Annotated in this window: 9 protein-coding genes and 1 pseudogene; 3 read left to right on the forward strand and 7 right to left on the reverse strand. The window is 39.6% G+C overall.

The genetic code is table 11. The features are described 5' to 3' along the window. Window positions 1-14: 14 nt before the first annotated feature. Window positions 15-614, forward strand: coding sequence for an adenylyl-sulfate kinase (gene cysC / locus H7K77_RS18350; protein ID WP_186580024.1), 600 nt, complete (start codon window positions 15-17; stop codon window positions 612-614). Window positions 615-681: 67 nt separating this feature from the next. Here the strand turns inward: cysC and H7K77_RS18355 are convergent, their stop codons facing one another. From H7K77_RS18355 to H7K77_RS21385, 7 genes and pseudogenes are all read right to left on the reverse strand, one after another. Continuing rightward, window positions 682-1,077 (reverse strand): SET domain-containing protein, encoded by a 396-nt coding sequence (locus tag H7K77_RS18355; RefSeq protein WP_186580027.1) that lies wholly within the window; start codon window positions 1,075-1,077, stop codon window positions 682-684. A 221-nt stretch (window positions 1,078-1,298) separates the two neighbouring features. Continuing rightward, on the reverse strand, window positions 1,299-2,750 hold the full coding sequence (locus tag H7K77_RS18360; protein ID WP_186580029.1) for a carbon starvation CstA family protein: 1,452 nt from the start codon (window positions 2,748-2,750) through the stop codon (window positions 1,299-1,301). A 151-nt stretch (window positions 2,751-2,901) separates the two neighbouring features. Next, window positions 2,902-3,633 carry a LytR/AlgR family response regulator transcription factor gene (locus tag H7K77_RS18365; protein ID WP_186580031.1) on the reverse strand — a complete coding sequence of 244 codons (732 nt, stop codon included), beginning with the start codon at window positions 3,631-3,633 and terminating at the stop codon, window positions 2,902-2,904. After that, entirely contained in the window at window positions 3,626-5,347 is a 1,722-nt protein-coding gene (locus H7K77_RS18370) for a sensor histidine kinase (RefSeq protein WP_235988996.1), read from the reverse strand. The genes H7K77_RS18365 and H7K77_RS18370 overlap by 8 nt, the downstream gene beginning before the upstream one ends. A 63-nt stretch (window positions 5,348-5,410) precedes the next feature. Further along, complete coding sequence (locus H7K77_RS18375; RefSeq protein WP_186580035.1) at window positions 5,411-5,899, reverse strand: hypothetical protein; 489 nt, start codon at window positions 5,897-5,899, stop codon at window positions 5,411-5,413. Between the two features lie 239 nt (window positions 5,900-6,138). Next, window positions 6,139-7,650 (reverse strand): hypothetical protein, encoded by a 1,512-nt coding sequence (locus H7K77_RS21765; RefSeq protein WP_407926446.1) that lies wholly within the window; start codon window positions 7,648-7,650, stop codon window positions 6,139-6,141. 18 nt (window positions 7,651-7,668) lie between these two features. Continuing rightward, window positions 7,669-9,891, reverse strand: a pseudogene (locus H7K77_RS21385) (rhamnogalacturonan lyase); the annotation flags it as partial. 539 nt (window positions 9,892-10,430) lie between these two features. Between H7K77_RS21385 and H7K77_RS18385 the strand changes: the two are divergent. Beyond that, window positions 10,431-11,420, forward strand: coding sequence for an aldo/keto reductase (locus H7K77_RS18385; protein ID WP_186580039.1), 990 nt, complete (start codon window positions 10,431-10,433; stop codon window positions 11,418-11,420). Between the two features lie 312 nt (window positions 11,421-11,732). Next, window positions 11,733-16,325 carry a glutamate synthase large subunit gene (gene gltB / locus H7K77_RS18390; protein WP_186580041.1) on the forward strand — a complete coding sequence of 1,531 codons (4,593 nt, stop codon included), beginning with the start codon at window positions 11,733-11,735 and terminating at the stop codon, window positions 16,323-16,325. The last annotated feature ends 6 nt before the right edge of the window (window positions 16,326-16,331 follow it).

Consider the following 16,331-nt stretch of genomic DNA (forward strand, 5'->3'; position numbering starts at 1 on the left):
AGGAGGGGTTTATTATGAGTAAATCAACAAATATTGTATGGCATGATTCCAAAGTAATGAAAGAAGATAGACAAAAGCTAAATAAGCATAAAAGTGCTGTGTTGTGGTTCACAGGATTGTCTGGATCGGGAAAATCAACTATTTCTGTTGAGTTGGAAAAAAAGTTACATGAGCTTGGAGTGCATACGTATCGGCTGGATGGAGATAACGTCCGACATGGATTAAACAATAATCTAGGATTTAGCCCTGAAGATCGTACAGAAAATATCCGACGTATTGGAGAGGTGTCTAAGTTAATGGCTGATGCTGGTTTAGTTACATTAACAGCCTTCATTTCGCCTTACCGAGAGGACCGTGACAATGTACGCGCTATATTGGATGAAGATGAATTTGTTGAAGTGTACGTGAAATGTAGTGTAGAAGCATGCGAAGAGCGTGATCCAAAGGGATTATACAAAAAAGCACGTGCAGGAGAAATTAAAGGGTTCACTGGAATAGACGCACCATACGAAGAACCAATTAACCCAGAGGTTACCGTCGAAACAGACAAACAAACACTAGAAGAATCCGTAGACACAATCGTAACCTACCTAAAAGAAAAAGGTTACCTGTAAAACATGCAAAAACCGGGTGGTGCCTGTCACCACCCGGTTTTTGTCGTTTTTTGTAAAGTGCTGGATATTAGTTTGTTTCTTCTTCCTCGTCCATGTTGAACCAAAGTGGATCGTTATTATCAACTTCACCGTTATAGTTAATAAAAATTTCACTACCAGCTTCGATATCCTTGAATGCATAAAAATCAAAGGTGTGGTTTGGGAAATTAATGTCATACTCTGCATTAGGTTCATAAGAATGGTTGAACAGCATGCCGTACCCTAAAAGAATGGCCGTATGATTTTTACCATACTCAAATGCATAATCCTCAAGCAATGTTTTTTCAATATGTTTATGTTGATCGTTCGGATATGCAATAACAGGGGCTTGGTGGAAAAGCACTCCTTTTTTAATATCTTGTGTTGCAAAAACGCCTCTATTAAATTCCCCATCGCTTACTTTTGAAGTTTTGATTTCAATCATGAGTCTCACCTGCGATTTCTATATATTTTCTACCTTTTCTAAGATTGACAGTAAATACTTATGAAAGCAACTAATAATACTTATTTCAGAAATACATCTATCATTATTATTTCAATTTTCACAGATGGCATTCATCTGTGAAATGAAAGTTAGTTTTAAATAAAATAAAAACAGCTTCACATCAAGTATCTAGTGAAGCTGTTTCAACAATATCCCTATTTCTAAGCAACATGATTCCAATTTGAGATGTCTTCTTCCAAAGGAATCTTATTATCACGTGACTTCTTCGCTGCATAGAAGAATAACACAATGAGAATGACTGAAATAATAGTAGCCCCTATATACGAAGTACTTAACGCCAAACCGAATCCTATCTGTGCATTTAAAATGTAGGTCATCGTTGCCATTAACATAAAGCACCCAGGGATTAAGGATATCCAATAATTCTTTTTCGCTACATACAAGTACATCGCTCCAACAAATAGCGCAATGACTGCAGTTGATTGGTTAGCCCAAGAGAAGTAGCGCCATAGTAAGGTGAAATCAATTTTTGTTAAAGCAAAGGATATTACAAATAATGGCAAGGCGATCCATAAACGATTGATTACTTTCTTTTGAGAATAGTTGAAGTAATCTGCAATGATCATACGCGCGCTTCTAAATGCTGTATCGCCAGATGTGATTGGTAAAATGATAACACCTAGAACAGCGAGTGTTCCACCGATTGCTCCTAACATAAGGGTAGAAGCTTCACTTACAATTGCTGCTGGGCCACCATCGGCAAGCAGTTGATTAAGACCTGTAGATCCGTCAAAAAGACTCATTGCTGCTGCAGCCCAGATCATCGCAATTACACCTTCTGCAATCATCATTCCGTAAAAAATTCGACGGCCTTGTTTCTCACTTTGAGTTGTTCTAGAAATGATTGGTGTTTGTGTTGCGTGAAAACCGGATAAGGCACCACAAGAAATCGTTAAGAATAATAGTGGGAATATAGGTGCGTTATCTGGATGGAAGTTTGATAATGATATTTCTGGAATTGGAGCACCAGTAATGACAAGGCCAGCACCAACTCCTAGTGCACTAATCAACAACAACCCACCAAAAATAGGGTAGAAGCGACCAATGATTTTATCAATCGGTAGCAAGGTCGCTAGAAGGTAATAAATAAAGATAGCACCAATAATTAAGCCCATAGTTGCCCATCCACTCATCATATTGTGCAGTAGACCAGCAGGGGCAGTTACGAAAACAGTGCCGACTAGTAATAAAAGCAATACAGAGAAAGCATTAACAATATGTTTCATTATTTTCCCTAAAAATTTACCTGCAAGCTCTGGAAGGTGTGCGCCTCTGTTTCTAATCGAAATCATACCAGTCAAGTAGTCGTGAACTGCACCAGCGAAGATACAGCCGAATACGATCCATAAGAATGCTACTGGACCATAAAGCGCTCCCATTATTGGACCGAATATAGGCCCTACCCCAGCAATATTTAAGAGCTGAATCAAAGCATTTTTTGGAGAATTCATTGGTAAATAATCTACCCCATCCTGATGCGTAAACGCAGGTGTCGCTCTTTTATCCTTTACACCAAAGACCTTTTCAACAAATTTACCGTACGTAAAATAACCAATTAGTAATAGTGCAATACCACCTAGAAAAGTGTACATTATGGTTAACCCCCTTATTTGATGTAACCGCATACAAAAATTATATGTCTGCTTGTTACAAAAATGTGAAGTATAGGATTATCATGTTGAAATTGTCGGTCAAGATGCATGGATTAGCAGGTGAAATGCATGACTTGGTAAGGAAGGAATCTTACAGTTCAAGCACTTCCCTTAGCCCCCTAACATAGTTCCTACTAACAGCTAGGACATCAGCACAACCCTTCAGCTCTAACTGGTATGCCCCATTAAACCAAGGACTTAGCTTTGAAACATAGTCGAGATTTACTAAATAACTTTTATGTATTCGGAAAAAGGGGTATGGCTTCAGGCGATGTTCAAACTCCTTTAATGTTGTTTTTGTTTCGAATGAACGGGACATACCTCTTATTTTTGTGATTTTTTCTTCCCGGCATATATACAAAATCTCATCAGGATGGATATATAATATTTCTCCTTTAAAGTCGATAGCTAGTTTAGCTGCAGTTCTAATAGATTCGTGCTCTGTATGTGGTAAGTATCGTTTCTCAATCCGTTCAATCGTTTCCTGTAAACGTTCCTCATCATAAGGTTTCAGTAGATAATCTACAGCCTCAAAACGAAATGCTTCAGCAGCGAATTCGGGATGTGCAGTAGCAAAAATAATAGAGGGAGTGCTTTTTAATTCTAGTAAACTTTTGGCTACTTCCATGCCATTGACTTTAGGCATTTCGATATCAAGAAAAATCACATCAGGTTGGTGTTTGATTGCTTGTAGAATGGCAGCTTCGCCAGAATCCGCCTCACCAATAACCTGTATAGAATCAAAAGCGCTTAATAAGTGCTTAAGCTCATCTCTTGCATACCGTTCATCATCTACAATTAACGTTCTTATTGTGTTAGTCATTGGTTTTCCCTCCATTAGGTACTAGAAAAGTAATCTGTGTTCCTTTTTGTGGTTGACTATCGATTCTTAGAACTGCATTTTCACCAAAGGTAAGACGTAACCGTCGATTTACATTGTAGAGACCTAGACCGGATCCTGTTTTAGATTGGAGTGGTTTTTGACCTAAATCGATTAGCCGTTTGGACTCAATCCCATCACCGTTGTCCTCTACTTTGACTTCAACACTAGTACCTAGCATCTTGATCGAGATGTGTATGATACAATCACGTTCCATATTTCTAATCCCATGTTTGACCGCATTTTCCACGAGAGGCTGTAACGTTAGTGGGGGTACTTGCGTTGTCATGACACTCTCATCAATATCATATAAAACAGTCAGTTTATCAACAAAACGTGCTTCTTCGATCGTTAAGTATGCTTTTGTATGGTTCAACTCTTGTTGAAGGGAGGTCATATTCGTAGTTGTGCCGGATAAATTTTGTCTTAAAAATTGAGATAATGATAGTAGTAATTTGCGAGCCTTTACTGGATCTATTCGGATTAATGATACGATTGTGTTTAATGAATTAAAAAGAAAATGTGGACTAATTTGTGCTTGGAGTGCCTTGATTTCGGCCTCTTTTGCTAATTGGTATGCCCGATCTGCCTCGGCAACTTCTAGTTGGTTACTTAACAATACACTTAATCCTGTAATCATTTCTAAATTAACACTAGATATCTCCTTTTCCGATTTAAAATAAAATTTGAGACTACCGATTGTTTTTCCTCGTTGTTTTAAGGGGGCGATAACAGCAGCACCTAAAGGACAATCTTTTTGTACACAGTGAATCGATTTGCCGTCAGCAACAATCATTTCGCCACGTTCCATTACTTCTCTTGTACTGTCTGTTTGCAGGGGGCTACCTGCGCGGTGGTGGTCATCTGCTAAGCCCACATGCGCCAATATATTGGTCTTATTTGTGATGGCGACTGCACTTGCATGCATTTCTTTGTATAGAATTTTGCAAACGGAAAGCGCAGAGGCATTCGTAATCCCTTTCCTTAGGTAGTGGATCGTTTGATCGGCAATTCGTAATGTTTCTCTTGCTTGAAGAGCACTAGTTTTCTCTTTTTCTTTAACAACATTATTTATAATCAGAAGAAATAATGCCGAACCAACTCCATTTGCGACAATCATTGGAATACCAATGTTCTCTACAAGGTTAACTGCGTTGCCAAATGGTTTGGCGACGACTAGGATAAGTATCATTTGCACTGATTCAGCAAGTGCGCCAACCGAAAATGCTACTCCTAGATTCAGTCTTTTTGACCTGCGATGGAATGCGCCAGCAATTATCCCTGAAAGGATAGCTGCTAATCCACAGGAAAGTCCAGTAAATCCGCCAAGTGTGAAGCGGTGAACACCGGCAATCAAGCCAGCTCCAATCCCCATTCTGTAACCGCCAAGGAGACCTGCTAGGACGACACCAATAACGCGAGAATTAACAATCGCTTCTTCTGAGGTCAAGTTCATGACAAGTCGATCGAAACTGTTCGTTTCTGTGTTAAGCGTAACTCCGAGATAGGTTCCGATAATACCGAACACACCGAAGAAGAGAGTGGCAATCAACTGCTGTTTTTTACCGAGCTTCTCATGGGAGATTAAGTCTTGAAAAAATTGAAAACGAGTTAATACAAATGCGATGGTAACGATGACGCCTAAGCGTTCTAGCATGGTCAATAATAAAACAAACAAGGAAACTACATCTCCTTCGCCCAAGAGGCTATCTCGAAAACCCTAGTCATACGAGAATCCTAGTTCTTTAGCCTTCTTCTCTGGAATAACGACTGGATGAAAACCACCCAACTCGATAATATGAATTTGGTCATCCATTTTAATTTTGAAAAAGTCTTCGTCATGGGTACCGTATATCTCTTGGACATTACGGTCTTTATAGTATTTGATAATATCCTTGCGAGCTTGTTCTGGTACAGGGTATTGTTTATTCTCAGTAGCATTAATTTTGGTTGAGTTCTCTGTTTTAACCCTTTGTTTCCCCTGATTGTATATTGCTTGTAATAGTATAATAACTTCCGAGAATGCCATGAAAATGATCCCACTGATAATACCTGTAGCAAATATGGACCAACCAACTATTTCTTGTAAAGCTTCCAGGTCATAAAATAATTGATTAGTCCCAACAATAAATCCTAAAAAAGCACCAATTAACATAAAAACAACACCCAAAACAAACATAACAAACGAAACCCGATTCCTAACCTCCATAAAAACACCTCCATAACCATTGTATAGTGGAGGAGTGGTGCCTGTCACCACCCGGTTTTTGTCGAATGCTAGGAGTTTTATATTTTCATTTATCTGTTAACATCAGGGGTGGAAATAAAAAAAACGACTCTCATCCTATAGTGGATTTGAGTCGTTTTTTATATCTCGCTCTTAATATAGTACTAATATTTTCTTTTCTTTTATCCTGTGATGAGAGTCCTACTAAAATTAACCTCCGTCTATTGCTGTCTTCTGTGCTTGATAACGAAGAAAGAAGCAGAACCGAACAGGAGTAATACGAAGCCTACTAATAGTGTGTTAAACATAGAAGTCGCTGTAGCAGGTAATTTTCCGCCATGATCATTTCCACCGACCTGGTCAGAATCTATATTACCTGGATCCTCATCAGAATTCGATTTGTCCGGATCCTCTTCAGTAGGTTCTTCTTTGTTTGGCTCCTTTGTGTCTAGTTTGTCTAACGCTGCTTGTAATGCTTCTATAGCCTCGTTTAGAGCTGCTTCGGAATCTATCGTCTCTAGAGCAGCTTCAGCTGTCTTAATTGCAGTAACTAACTGATTAAATGACGCTTCTGTGTACTTCCCGTCTGCGTTGGAAATAGTTTTTGCTTTAGCAATTAGCTCTTTTAACGGGGCTAGATTCAATTCCTTTACCTCTCCATCATAATAGATTTCAAGGCCGTTAATTCTACCATTTTGTCCAATATCAATATTCATTTGCCCATCGGTTACATTTACTGTAGTTTCAAGAACAGAAAATTCGCCTGTTCCAGATGAAATAATTCCTTGATCAACACCCTCGATAACATAGGATGATTTATTAGACGTAATCGCATCGCCTGCAATGATTTTTACATTATAGCTGCCATTGCGTAGATCAACCATAAACTGATAGTCTTTGCCAATGATAAAGTCTCTTCGAATGTCATCGGACACACCACGATCTCTTGTATCTACTTCTTGATCAAGTCCAAAGCCGATATCACTGTCATAGACAAGTGTATTAGCTACTTGCTCAAATCCGTATTTTACTGGGCTAGTTTCTGTTCCGAAATCAAATTTCACATTAAAGTCTTCTACTGCTACGATTTCAACAGCATTTATTCGAGCCCATTCTCCACCAAATACAATGTTTAATTGTCCATCCTTTACCGTGACTGTATCGGTGTATTCTATGAATTCTCCAGCTGCAGTATTTTCGCCGCCCATTGTTTCTCCATCCTCAAGCGAATAAGTAGAGGTGTTGTCATTCCATTCGGAACCTGTAATAATTCGAACATCATAGTCCCCATTTGGAACATCTACTTGAAATTCTTTGCCAGAAGCTATAATAAAATCACGACGTAAGTCATCTGGTCCCTCTTGATCTCTGAAGCCATCTGTACCATTCTTAAAGCCAAATCCTCGGTCTGCATCATAATTCATCTTATCCGATACTCGCTCAAATCCATTGGCAACAGGACTATTTTCTGATCCAAAATCAAATCTCCAACCAGGTCCTAGGTCGACAATTTCTTTTAAGCTATCAATTGCACTTTGTAATTCCTCTAACGCAGCATAAAGATCACTTTCAAATTCTATTTCACCTAAGGATACTTCAGCAGACGCAATCGCCTCTTGTAATGCTTGGTAGCTTTCATCTGTATAAGTTTTATCTTGATTAGAAATTGCTCTAGCAGATTCAATCAATTGTTTAAGTTTAGTAATATCTATTTCTTTAGCTTCTTCTTCCACATACTTCAACTGCCCAGCATTTGGAACGACAACCTTACTCCAATCCATGTCTGAACCAAAGTAATAGCTCGTATATGCTGGTTGATTGTATCCACTATTTTGCCAAGAGATGCCAGTTCTATATTGAACATCATGCATAAGTGTGTGTAATTTACGATCGGTTACTTCAATATTTACATATATTCGAATAGCAGAGCTATCTTCCGTTCTTACTAGTAGTTCTTCTCTCCAATCACCGAAAATATCAGCAACTAAAGAAGGATTTCCTTTAGTACCATTGTTGGTCCGTGTGCCTTCTGCTGTTAAAATTGTTCCATTTTCCCAATCATAAATCTGGGGTGTTGAATTACCGGAGCCGCTAATAATTTGAGTGGTCATGTCAGCATCCCATTTTATATTCATGTTAGTTCCAGGTATGTTGGTACTTATAAGGTCACCGCTCGCAGTCCGTAAATCAACAGCCCAGGTTTCTAAGCCAGCCTGTCCACGGTTGACGTCTCCAATCATCCCACGTCCAGTGTCCTTTCCAGTATATTCACCATAGATAACTTCACCAGTCGCAGCATCACGCAATGCATACCCGTATGGTGCCCATGAACTACCTTCAAAGACAGAAAAGATTTCTAAGCCTTCACGATTTGGATCTATATCCGTTACATGAAGTGCGTCCCCGTGTCCCAATCCTGCTTCTGCTCCAGGGTTCCCACTGCCTTCTGGTAAAATATCTCTGGAACTATATAGTAGCGATCCATCATCGTCAAGCGTTGCTGCACCGTAAACAATTTCTTGTTTTCCATCTCCATCAACATCTGCTGTTGAAAATTGGTGGTTTCCTTGAGTTGTTAATGTAGCATATTCCGAGTTTTCACCGAGTACCCCATGAGGTCCATCATTAAACGGATTGCTCATCGGAGTCCAACCGCTATCCGCAACCCAGTTTTCCTTAATGTTTTCCCCGTCAAATGTATAGGACGCAATGGCAGCTCTTGTATAATAGCCCCGTGCGAAAATGGCATATGGATTTTCTCCGTCTAAATAGGCAACACCTGCTAAGAAACGGTCAACGCGGTTACCCGGTTCGATTCTTGACATCGCATAATCGCCCCACATTAGACCGTCGTCCCCGCGTCCCGGATTATAATGGACCGTATCCAGTTCAGCTCCTGTTTCGCCATTAAACACTGAAATATATTCAGGTCCTTCTAAAATAAACCCTTCGAAGTTTCTTAAATCATTCCGTTCACTTCTACTCGGAGCGTATTCATCAATAAAGTAATCAGCCAGACTTTCAGCGTCTTTTCTTGACAGGGGATATTCATATTGTTTTTCAACCCCAAAACTTTCCTCTAATGTTTCTGGCCAGTCACCTGCTACTACTTCCTCGTGCTTATGCCAGTTCATGAACATTTCTACTACATGCTCATAATAATCATCTGAACTCATCCGGTAGTCATCCTCATTACTGTAACCAGCATCGATGTCTTCCTGTGGCATTGAAATGTACTTTTCTGATGTGACATTTCCTTCTTCATCAAAATGGATGACTTTTGTGCCTGGTGCCGTTTTAAACATAAGCTCTGATTTACCATTTCCATCGAAATCATATACTAAAAATTGTGTATAGTGAGCACCCGAACGAATGTTAACACCAAGGTCAATTCGGTATAATAGCTCCCCGTCAATGGAGTACGTATCAATATACGTATTTCCAGTGTAACCCTTTTGTGATACGTCTTTTGCATTAGATGGATACCATTCCACAATATATTCATACTGTCCGTCACCATTGACATCGCCTACACTCATATCATTTGCAGAGTACGAGTATGTCTCACCAACTGGAGTTACACCATCAGCCGGCTTTTGTAATGGCAAGTCATAATAATTGTTTTTCCAAGGTGTCACTGTCTCACTAACATCACCTGTTTCTTTCCCGTCTACTACCGCACTTACAAAGTACTCCGATGTGGTATTTCCTTCCTTATCTAAATAGTTGGTGCTAGTCTTTACAGTTGCAATCATCTTACCATCCCGATATACGTTAAAATCAGTTCCCCTTAGCCCGAAATCTGAATAAGAATTTACCTCATCTGCAAGCAATCTCCAACTTAGAAAAACACCATCTGTGGTGGAGGTTGCAACAAGACCCCGATCAAGGTCTTCTAATTGAATACTTGAGTTTGTACCATTTTCTGCTGCAGTAACGCTTAAGAATGTGGGTTGAAACAAAGAAAAGACCATAACTACTGTCATCATAATAGATAATTTCTTAGCCATCTAACTCCTCCTTATTAATGAACACCCCTGTCACACCTTAGTATTAAAGTCTTATAAGAATAGTTAACATGCCTCCTTTTTAAACTATATAATTTTGATGTATAGGAACAATACATAGAAAATACTATCTATTGTGTGCAGGTTTTTAAGCGCTTACATTATTTTGTTGCGTGAATCTAGTGAATTATTCGAAGGTTTGATAGAGTGCTCTGTAGAAAAAAGTTTAATAGATAGAAAAGGCTTATTCGTGATGGAGGTATTCTATGAATTGTAAAATGAAAAATAGAGTGGCATTACATGAAGTACAAGAACATCGTAAAATTTATAGGCATACTAGTCAATGGAATGTCTGATTATTAAACAAAACCGTCTGATAATTAGTGGTGCCTGTCACCACCCGGTTTTTGTCGAAAGATAATCTGTTGTGAGCCTGCATTCTATTTCTATTTTGATAGGTTGTGGATTAAACTAGGGATAGGAATAGGATAAAGGAAGTGTTAAGTATGTCAATTAATATAACTATCCCTTTGCGTAAACTAGGTAACTCATCAACTGAAATCTCAGCACTAGGATTAGGGTGTTGGCAATTTAGTAATGGCAAAGGATTGGTCGGAAAATTTTGGGCAAGTTTGGATCAAGCTGATATAAAACAAATTGTAGAAATGAGCTTAGATGGTGGAATTAATTGGTTTGATACAGCAGAAATATATGGGAAAGGTCAATCTGAAAAGGCTTTAGCGACAGCACTAAAAAGCATTGGTAAAGAAGCCGATGACGCACTTATCGCGACAAAATGGTGGCCAATCATGCGCACTGCCTCGTCCATTACCAATACAATCGATGCGCGTAAACAAGCACTTGATGGAAGACCGATTACACTGTATCAAATTCATCAGCCTTTCTCATTCTCAAGTGTGCAGAAGGAAATGGAAGCAATGGCTGAGCTCCATCGTAACAAGAAAATTAAGCATATTGGAGTCAGTAACTTCAATGCGGAAAAGATGAAGGAAGCAGCCAACGTATTAAAAGGAGAAGGACTATCATTAGCATCTAATCAAGTGAAATATAGTCTCTTGGATCGTAGAATAGAGAAAAACGGTGTGCTTGAGGCCGCTAAGCAGCTAGGTATAACAATTATCGCTTATTCCCCATTAGAGCAGGGGATTTTATCCGGTAAGTTTCACAAGAATCCTGAATTAGTCAAAAAAATCAAAGGGCCGCGAAAGCATATGTCTTTCTTCAAACCATCGGGCCTAGCTAAAACGCAAGAATTAATCGATTTACTTGAAGAAAAGGCAATTAAATATGGCGTGAGCCAAACGCAAATTGCTTTAAATTGGCTGATCCATTTTCATGGGGATACAGTTGTTGCAATTCCAGGTGCCTCTAAGCCACACCACGTACAGGAAAATATCGGTACCTTAACATTTAAACTAACAGAAGAAGATCTGCATGAGATAGATGAAGTATCGAAGCAGGTGGCAATTTTTTAGAAATTAACTAGTGGTCATGTCCTTATTGGATGTGACCATTTTATTTTCCGAAAATTCTAAAGTGACGGAGCAAATGGGAGTTAACTCCATCTTGCTTTAAAAGAAGAGAGACATAATAATATTAAGCAACAAAGGCGTACTAGGTATGTTATCCCATTAATACTGCAACAAACACTCCTCACAATTCCTCAAAAAATAAGCAAATTTAATAAATGGGTAAAATTACATCCACTGCATGAAACCGGTATAAATTGGAGAGACTGAATCCAGATACTTTTATTTTATAACGGGATTAAGAAGGGATGTTTTCATATGTACGGATATCCAAAAGCACAAGGATTATATCATCCAGAGAATGAACATGACGCGTGTGGTATTGGTATGATTGCTAATATTGACGGTAAGAAGTCGCATGATATTGTGCAGCATGCGGTTACAATACTATGCAACTTAGAGCACCGTGGTGGGCAATCCGCTGATATAAGTACGGGTGATGGTGCAGGTATCCTCACGCAAATCCCTCATAAATTTTTTCAAGACAAATGTGAGGATTTAGAATTTGAACTACCTGAAGAGGGCAAATATGGGGTTGGGATGATATTTCTCCCACAGGAACCTGAAGTAAGAAAAAAAGCAGAAAAGAAGCTTCAAGCAATTATTGAAGAAGAAGGACAACAAGTACTCGGTTGGCGGACTGTTCCAGTCAATGACTCATACGTTGGAGATCATGGGAAAAAAGTGAAGCCATTTATCCGCCAAGTATTTATAGCGCCTTCCACTACTATTAAAAATAGGGAAGAATTTGAGAGAAAGCTTTATATCATTCGAAAAGTTGCCGAAAACAGACTGCAAGGCACAGGTGATGTGAATGATGAAGACAACACCTTTATATGTAGTTTATCGACATCGACTATTGTGTATAAAGGAATGCTCATTCCGGAGCAATTGGATTCCTTTTATATCGATTTGAACAATCGTGATTTCAAATCTGCTGTTGCGATTGTCCACTCACGTTTTAGTACGAATACTTTTCCAAGCTGGGAACGTGCGCAACCTAATCGATATATTGCCCATAATGGAGAATTTAACACCATCAGAGGAAATGTGAATTGGATGCGTGCGCGTGAACAAATGTGTCAGTCAGAGAAGTTCACGGAATCAGATATGAAGAAGATCCTACCTATAATCGATACAGACGGTAGTGACTCGACGATGTTTGATAACTGTTTTGAATTTCTTCATCTATCAGGTCGCTCCCTTGCGCATGCAGCAATGATGATGATTCCAGAACCTTGGGTAAATGATGAAAGTATGGATGAGGAGAAAAGGGCGTTCTACAATTACCATAGTACTTTAATGGAGCCTTGGGATGGACCGGCAGCTGTCATTTATACAGACGGAAAACAAATAGGTGCTTGTCTTGATCGAAACGGACTTAGACCTGCGCGCTATTATGTCACGAATGACGGTAAAATTGTTCTAGGATCCGAGGTAGGGGCACTTGATATTTTGCCCGAGGATGTCGTTTATAAGGATAGACTTCAACCTGGTAAAATGCTACTTGTTGATTTGGAAAAAGGGAAGATCATCCCAGATGAAAATATAAAAGGTCAAATTGCAGCTGAAAAGCCTTATCAAGAATGGCTAGCTGACTATAAGCTGAATTTGGAAAATTTGGAAGAACCAAAAGTGGAAGCTAAAACTTACACGGATGAACAACTACTAGAACAACAAATCGCATTTGGTTATACAACGGAAGAGCTAAACAAAATCTTAAAACCTATGGTAACGGATAAAAAGGATCCGATTGGTTCAATGGGCTATGATTCACCACTTGCTGTTTTATCGAAACGGCCAGAATTACTGTACAACTATTTTAAACAGCTGTTCGCCCAAGTAACGAATCCGCCAATTGATGCAATCAGGGAAAAGATAGTGACAGCAACAGAGACAACGATCGGCAAAGAGGGTAATTTAGTAGAGCCAAAACCAGAAAGCTGTCGACATATCCGGTTAAAAACGCCAATATTGACTAATAGCCAACTAGAAACACTTCGACATAATGATTTAGAACACTTTCAAGCAACAACATTATCGCTACTTTTCGATGTGGAAAAAGGTGAGCAAGATATCGAACCTGCATTAGATAGTCTATTTAATCAGGCGGATCAGGCTATTGCTGAAGGGAAAACATTACTTATTTTATCTGACCGCGGGATAAGCGCGAAACAGGCTGCAATCCCTGCACTATTAGCTGTTTCTGGATTACACCACCATTTAATTAGAAAAGGTTTAAGAACTCAAGTTAGTATCCTAATTGAAACTGGTGAAGCCCGCCAAGTTCATCACTTTGCGACGTTACTAGGCTATGGTGCAGAAGGAATAAATCCGTATCTGGCTTACCGAACATTAGAGAGTTTGATAGCCATAGGGGATATAAGAGGTGTTGCTTTAGAAGATGCAATTAGCACCTATATCCAATCCGCAACAGATGGTGTCCTAAAAGTGTTATCAAAAATGGGAATCTCTACTTTTCAGAGCTATCGTGGTGCACAAATTTTTGAAGCGATTGGCATTAAGTCTGATGTTATAGACAAGTATTTTACAAGAACAGCTTCTAGACTTGGTGGAATCGGTTTAGAAACAATTGCGGAAGAAGTAGTGATGCGTCATAAAAAAGCTTATAACAGAGATCGTGGTAGGAACAAAGGGCTTGAAACTGGTGATGATTATCAATGGCGCCAAGATGCAGAGGATCATCAATACAATCCACATACCATTCATTTATTACAGCATGCTTGTCGAACCAATGATTATGATTCCTATAAAAAATACGCGAGCATGATTAACGAAATGGACAAAAATTTGCAGAGCTTACGAGGACTGCTTCGTTTTAAGAAAACAACGCCTATTCCAATAGACGAAGTAGAATCTGAGGAAAGTATTTTTAAACGATTCAAAACGGGAGCAATGTCCTATGGTTCGATTAGTGCTGAGGCACATGAGGCTTTGGCTATTGCGATGAACCGGATTGGAGGGCGAAGTAATTCTGGAGAGGGCGGCGAAAATCCTTCCAGATTCACACCTGATGAAAATGGTGATTTGAGGAGAAGTGCCATCAAGCAAGTAGCGTCAGGGCGATTTGGAGTTTCGAGCCATTACTTAGTCAATGCAGATGAAATTCAAATCAAAGTGGCTCAAGGTGCAAAGCCGGGCGAAGGTGGTCATTTGCCAGGGAAAAAGGTTTACCCATGGATTGCAGAGGTTAGAGGATCAACGCCAGGTGTTGGCTTAATATCGCCACCACCACATCACGATATTTATTCGATTGAGGACTTAGCAGAACTAATTTTCAACTTAAAAATTGCTAATCCAGAGGCCCGAATTAGTGTAAAGCTTGTGTCTGCAGTTGGAGTTGGAACGATTGCAGCGGGTGTAGCAAAAGGACGAGCTGATTTAGTTTTAATCAGTGGCTACGACGGCGGTACAGGTGCAGCACCAAGAACAAGTATCCAGCATACTGGAATGCCTTGGGAAATTGGTTTAGCTGAGGCACATCAGACTTTATTGATGAATCGTCTACGCGACAGGATAGTAGTGGAAACGGATGGGAAGATGATGACAGGGAGAGATGTCGTGATTGCGGCATTACTTGGAGCGGAAGAGTATGGTTTTGCAACAGCGCCGCTAGCTGTCCTCGGTTGCATTTATATGCGTGTTTGTCACTTAAATACTTGTCCGGTTGGAATTGCTACACAGGATCCAGAGCTTAGGAAAAAATTTGCTGGTTCTCCAGATCATGTTGTTAATTTCATGACCTTTATTGCAAAAGAGGTTCGGGAACTTATGGCAGAATTAGGATTCCGTACGATTGACGAAATGATTGGGAGAACAGATCTGTTAGAACGAAAAGAAGCCATAGATCATTGGAAAGCAAAGGGTGTAGATGTATCGGCATTACTTTACCAACCAGATGTACCAGACCATGTTGGACGTTACCAACAGGTGGAACAAGTGCATGGGTTGGATAAGACAATCGATATGCAAGAGTTAATCCCACTTTGTAAAGAAGCAATTGAAAAGAAAGAGCCCTTAAAGGCATCACTTGGTATACGTAATATAAATCGAGCGGCAAGTTCCATGTTAGGTAGTGAAATTACGAAACGATATGGAAGTGAAGGACTTCCGGAAGACTTAATCCGTTTAAGGTTCCGTGGATCAGCTGGACAAAGCTTTGGTGCCTTTATTCCAAAAGGGCTTACACTGAACTTGGTTGGCGATGGTAATGATTACGTTGGAAAAGGCTTATCTGGTGGGAAAATTATTGCCAGACCGTCCACGAAATCAACATTTGAACCATGGAAAAATACGATTATAGGAAATGTGGCCTTTTACGGTGCAACAGCAGGTGAAGCGTACATTTATGGGATTGCTGGAGAGCGTTTCTGTGTTCGTAACAGTGGGGCTAAAGTAGTCGTAGAAGGTGTTGGTGATCATGGCTGTGAATACATGACTGGTGGTCGTGTTGTTGTTTTAGGAACAACAGGTAAAAACTTTGCGGCCGGTATGTCTGGTGGTATTGCCTATGTTCTTGATGAAGAAAACACTTTCCGCAATAAGTGTAATCCTGGACTTGTTCAACTGGAATCATTATCAGAAGAAACAGAGATGGAAGAAGTTCGTCAAATGATCCAAGCGCATGTTGATTATACGAATAGTGTAAATGCCAAGCGTATCTTGGATGATTGGGATAATATCCATGCTAAGTTTGTCAAGGTTATACCAAAAGACTACCTCGAAATGCGGACAAGAATAGAACGGTTTGAAGAGAGCGGTATGACTAAAGATGAAGCTGCAATGAAGGCTTTTGAACAAGGGCATGAAGTCGTAGAAGCAATCAAATAATGGAGG

It is taken from the genome of Aquibacillus kalidii (genome assembly GCF_014280935.1).
Classification (GTDB): domain Bacteria; phylum Bacillota; class Bacilli; order Bacillales; family Amphibacillaceae; genus Aquibacillus_D; species Aquibacillus_D kalidii.

Excerpts from the sequence above, each read along its gene's own strand:
- cysC (WP_186580024.1), top strand. The coding sequence starts at position 15 with ATGAGTAAATCAACAAATATTGTATGGCATGATTCCAAAGTAATGAAA.
- H7K77_RS18355 (WP_186580027.1), bottom strand. The coding sequence starts at position 1,077 with ATGATTGAAATCAAAACTTCAAAAGTAAGCGATGGGGAATTTAATAGA.
- H7K77_RS18360 (WP_186580029.1), bottom strand. The coding sequence starts at position 2,750 with ATGTACACTTTTCTAGGTGGTATTGCACTATTACTAATTGGTTATTTT.
- H7K77_RS18365 (WP_186580031.1), bottom strand. The coding sequence starts at position 3,633 with ATGACTAACACAATAAGAACGTTAATTGTAGATGATGAACGGTATGCA.
- H7K77_RS18370 (WP_235988996.1), bottom strand. The coding sequence starts at position 5,347 with ATGCTAGAACGCTTAGGCGTCATCGTTACCATCGCATTTGTATTAACT.
- H7K77_RS18375 (WP_186580035.1), bottom strand. The coding sequence starts at position 5,899 with ATGGAGGTTAGGAATCGGGTTTCGTTTGTTATGTTTGTTTTGGGTGTT.
- H7K77_RS18385 (WP_186580039.1), top strand. The coding sequence starts at position 10,431 with ATGTCAATTAATATAACTATCCCTTTGCGTAAACTAGGTAACTCATCA.
- gltB (WP_186580041.1), top strand. The coding sequence starts at position 11,733 with ATGTACGGATATCCAAAAGCACAAGGATTATATCATCCAGAGAATGAA.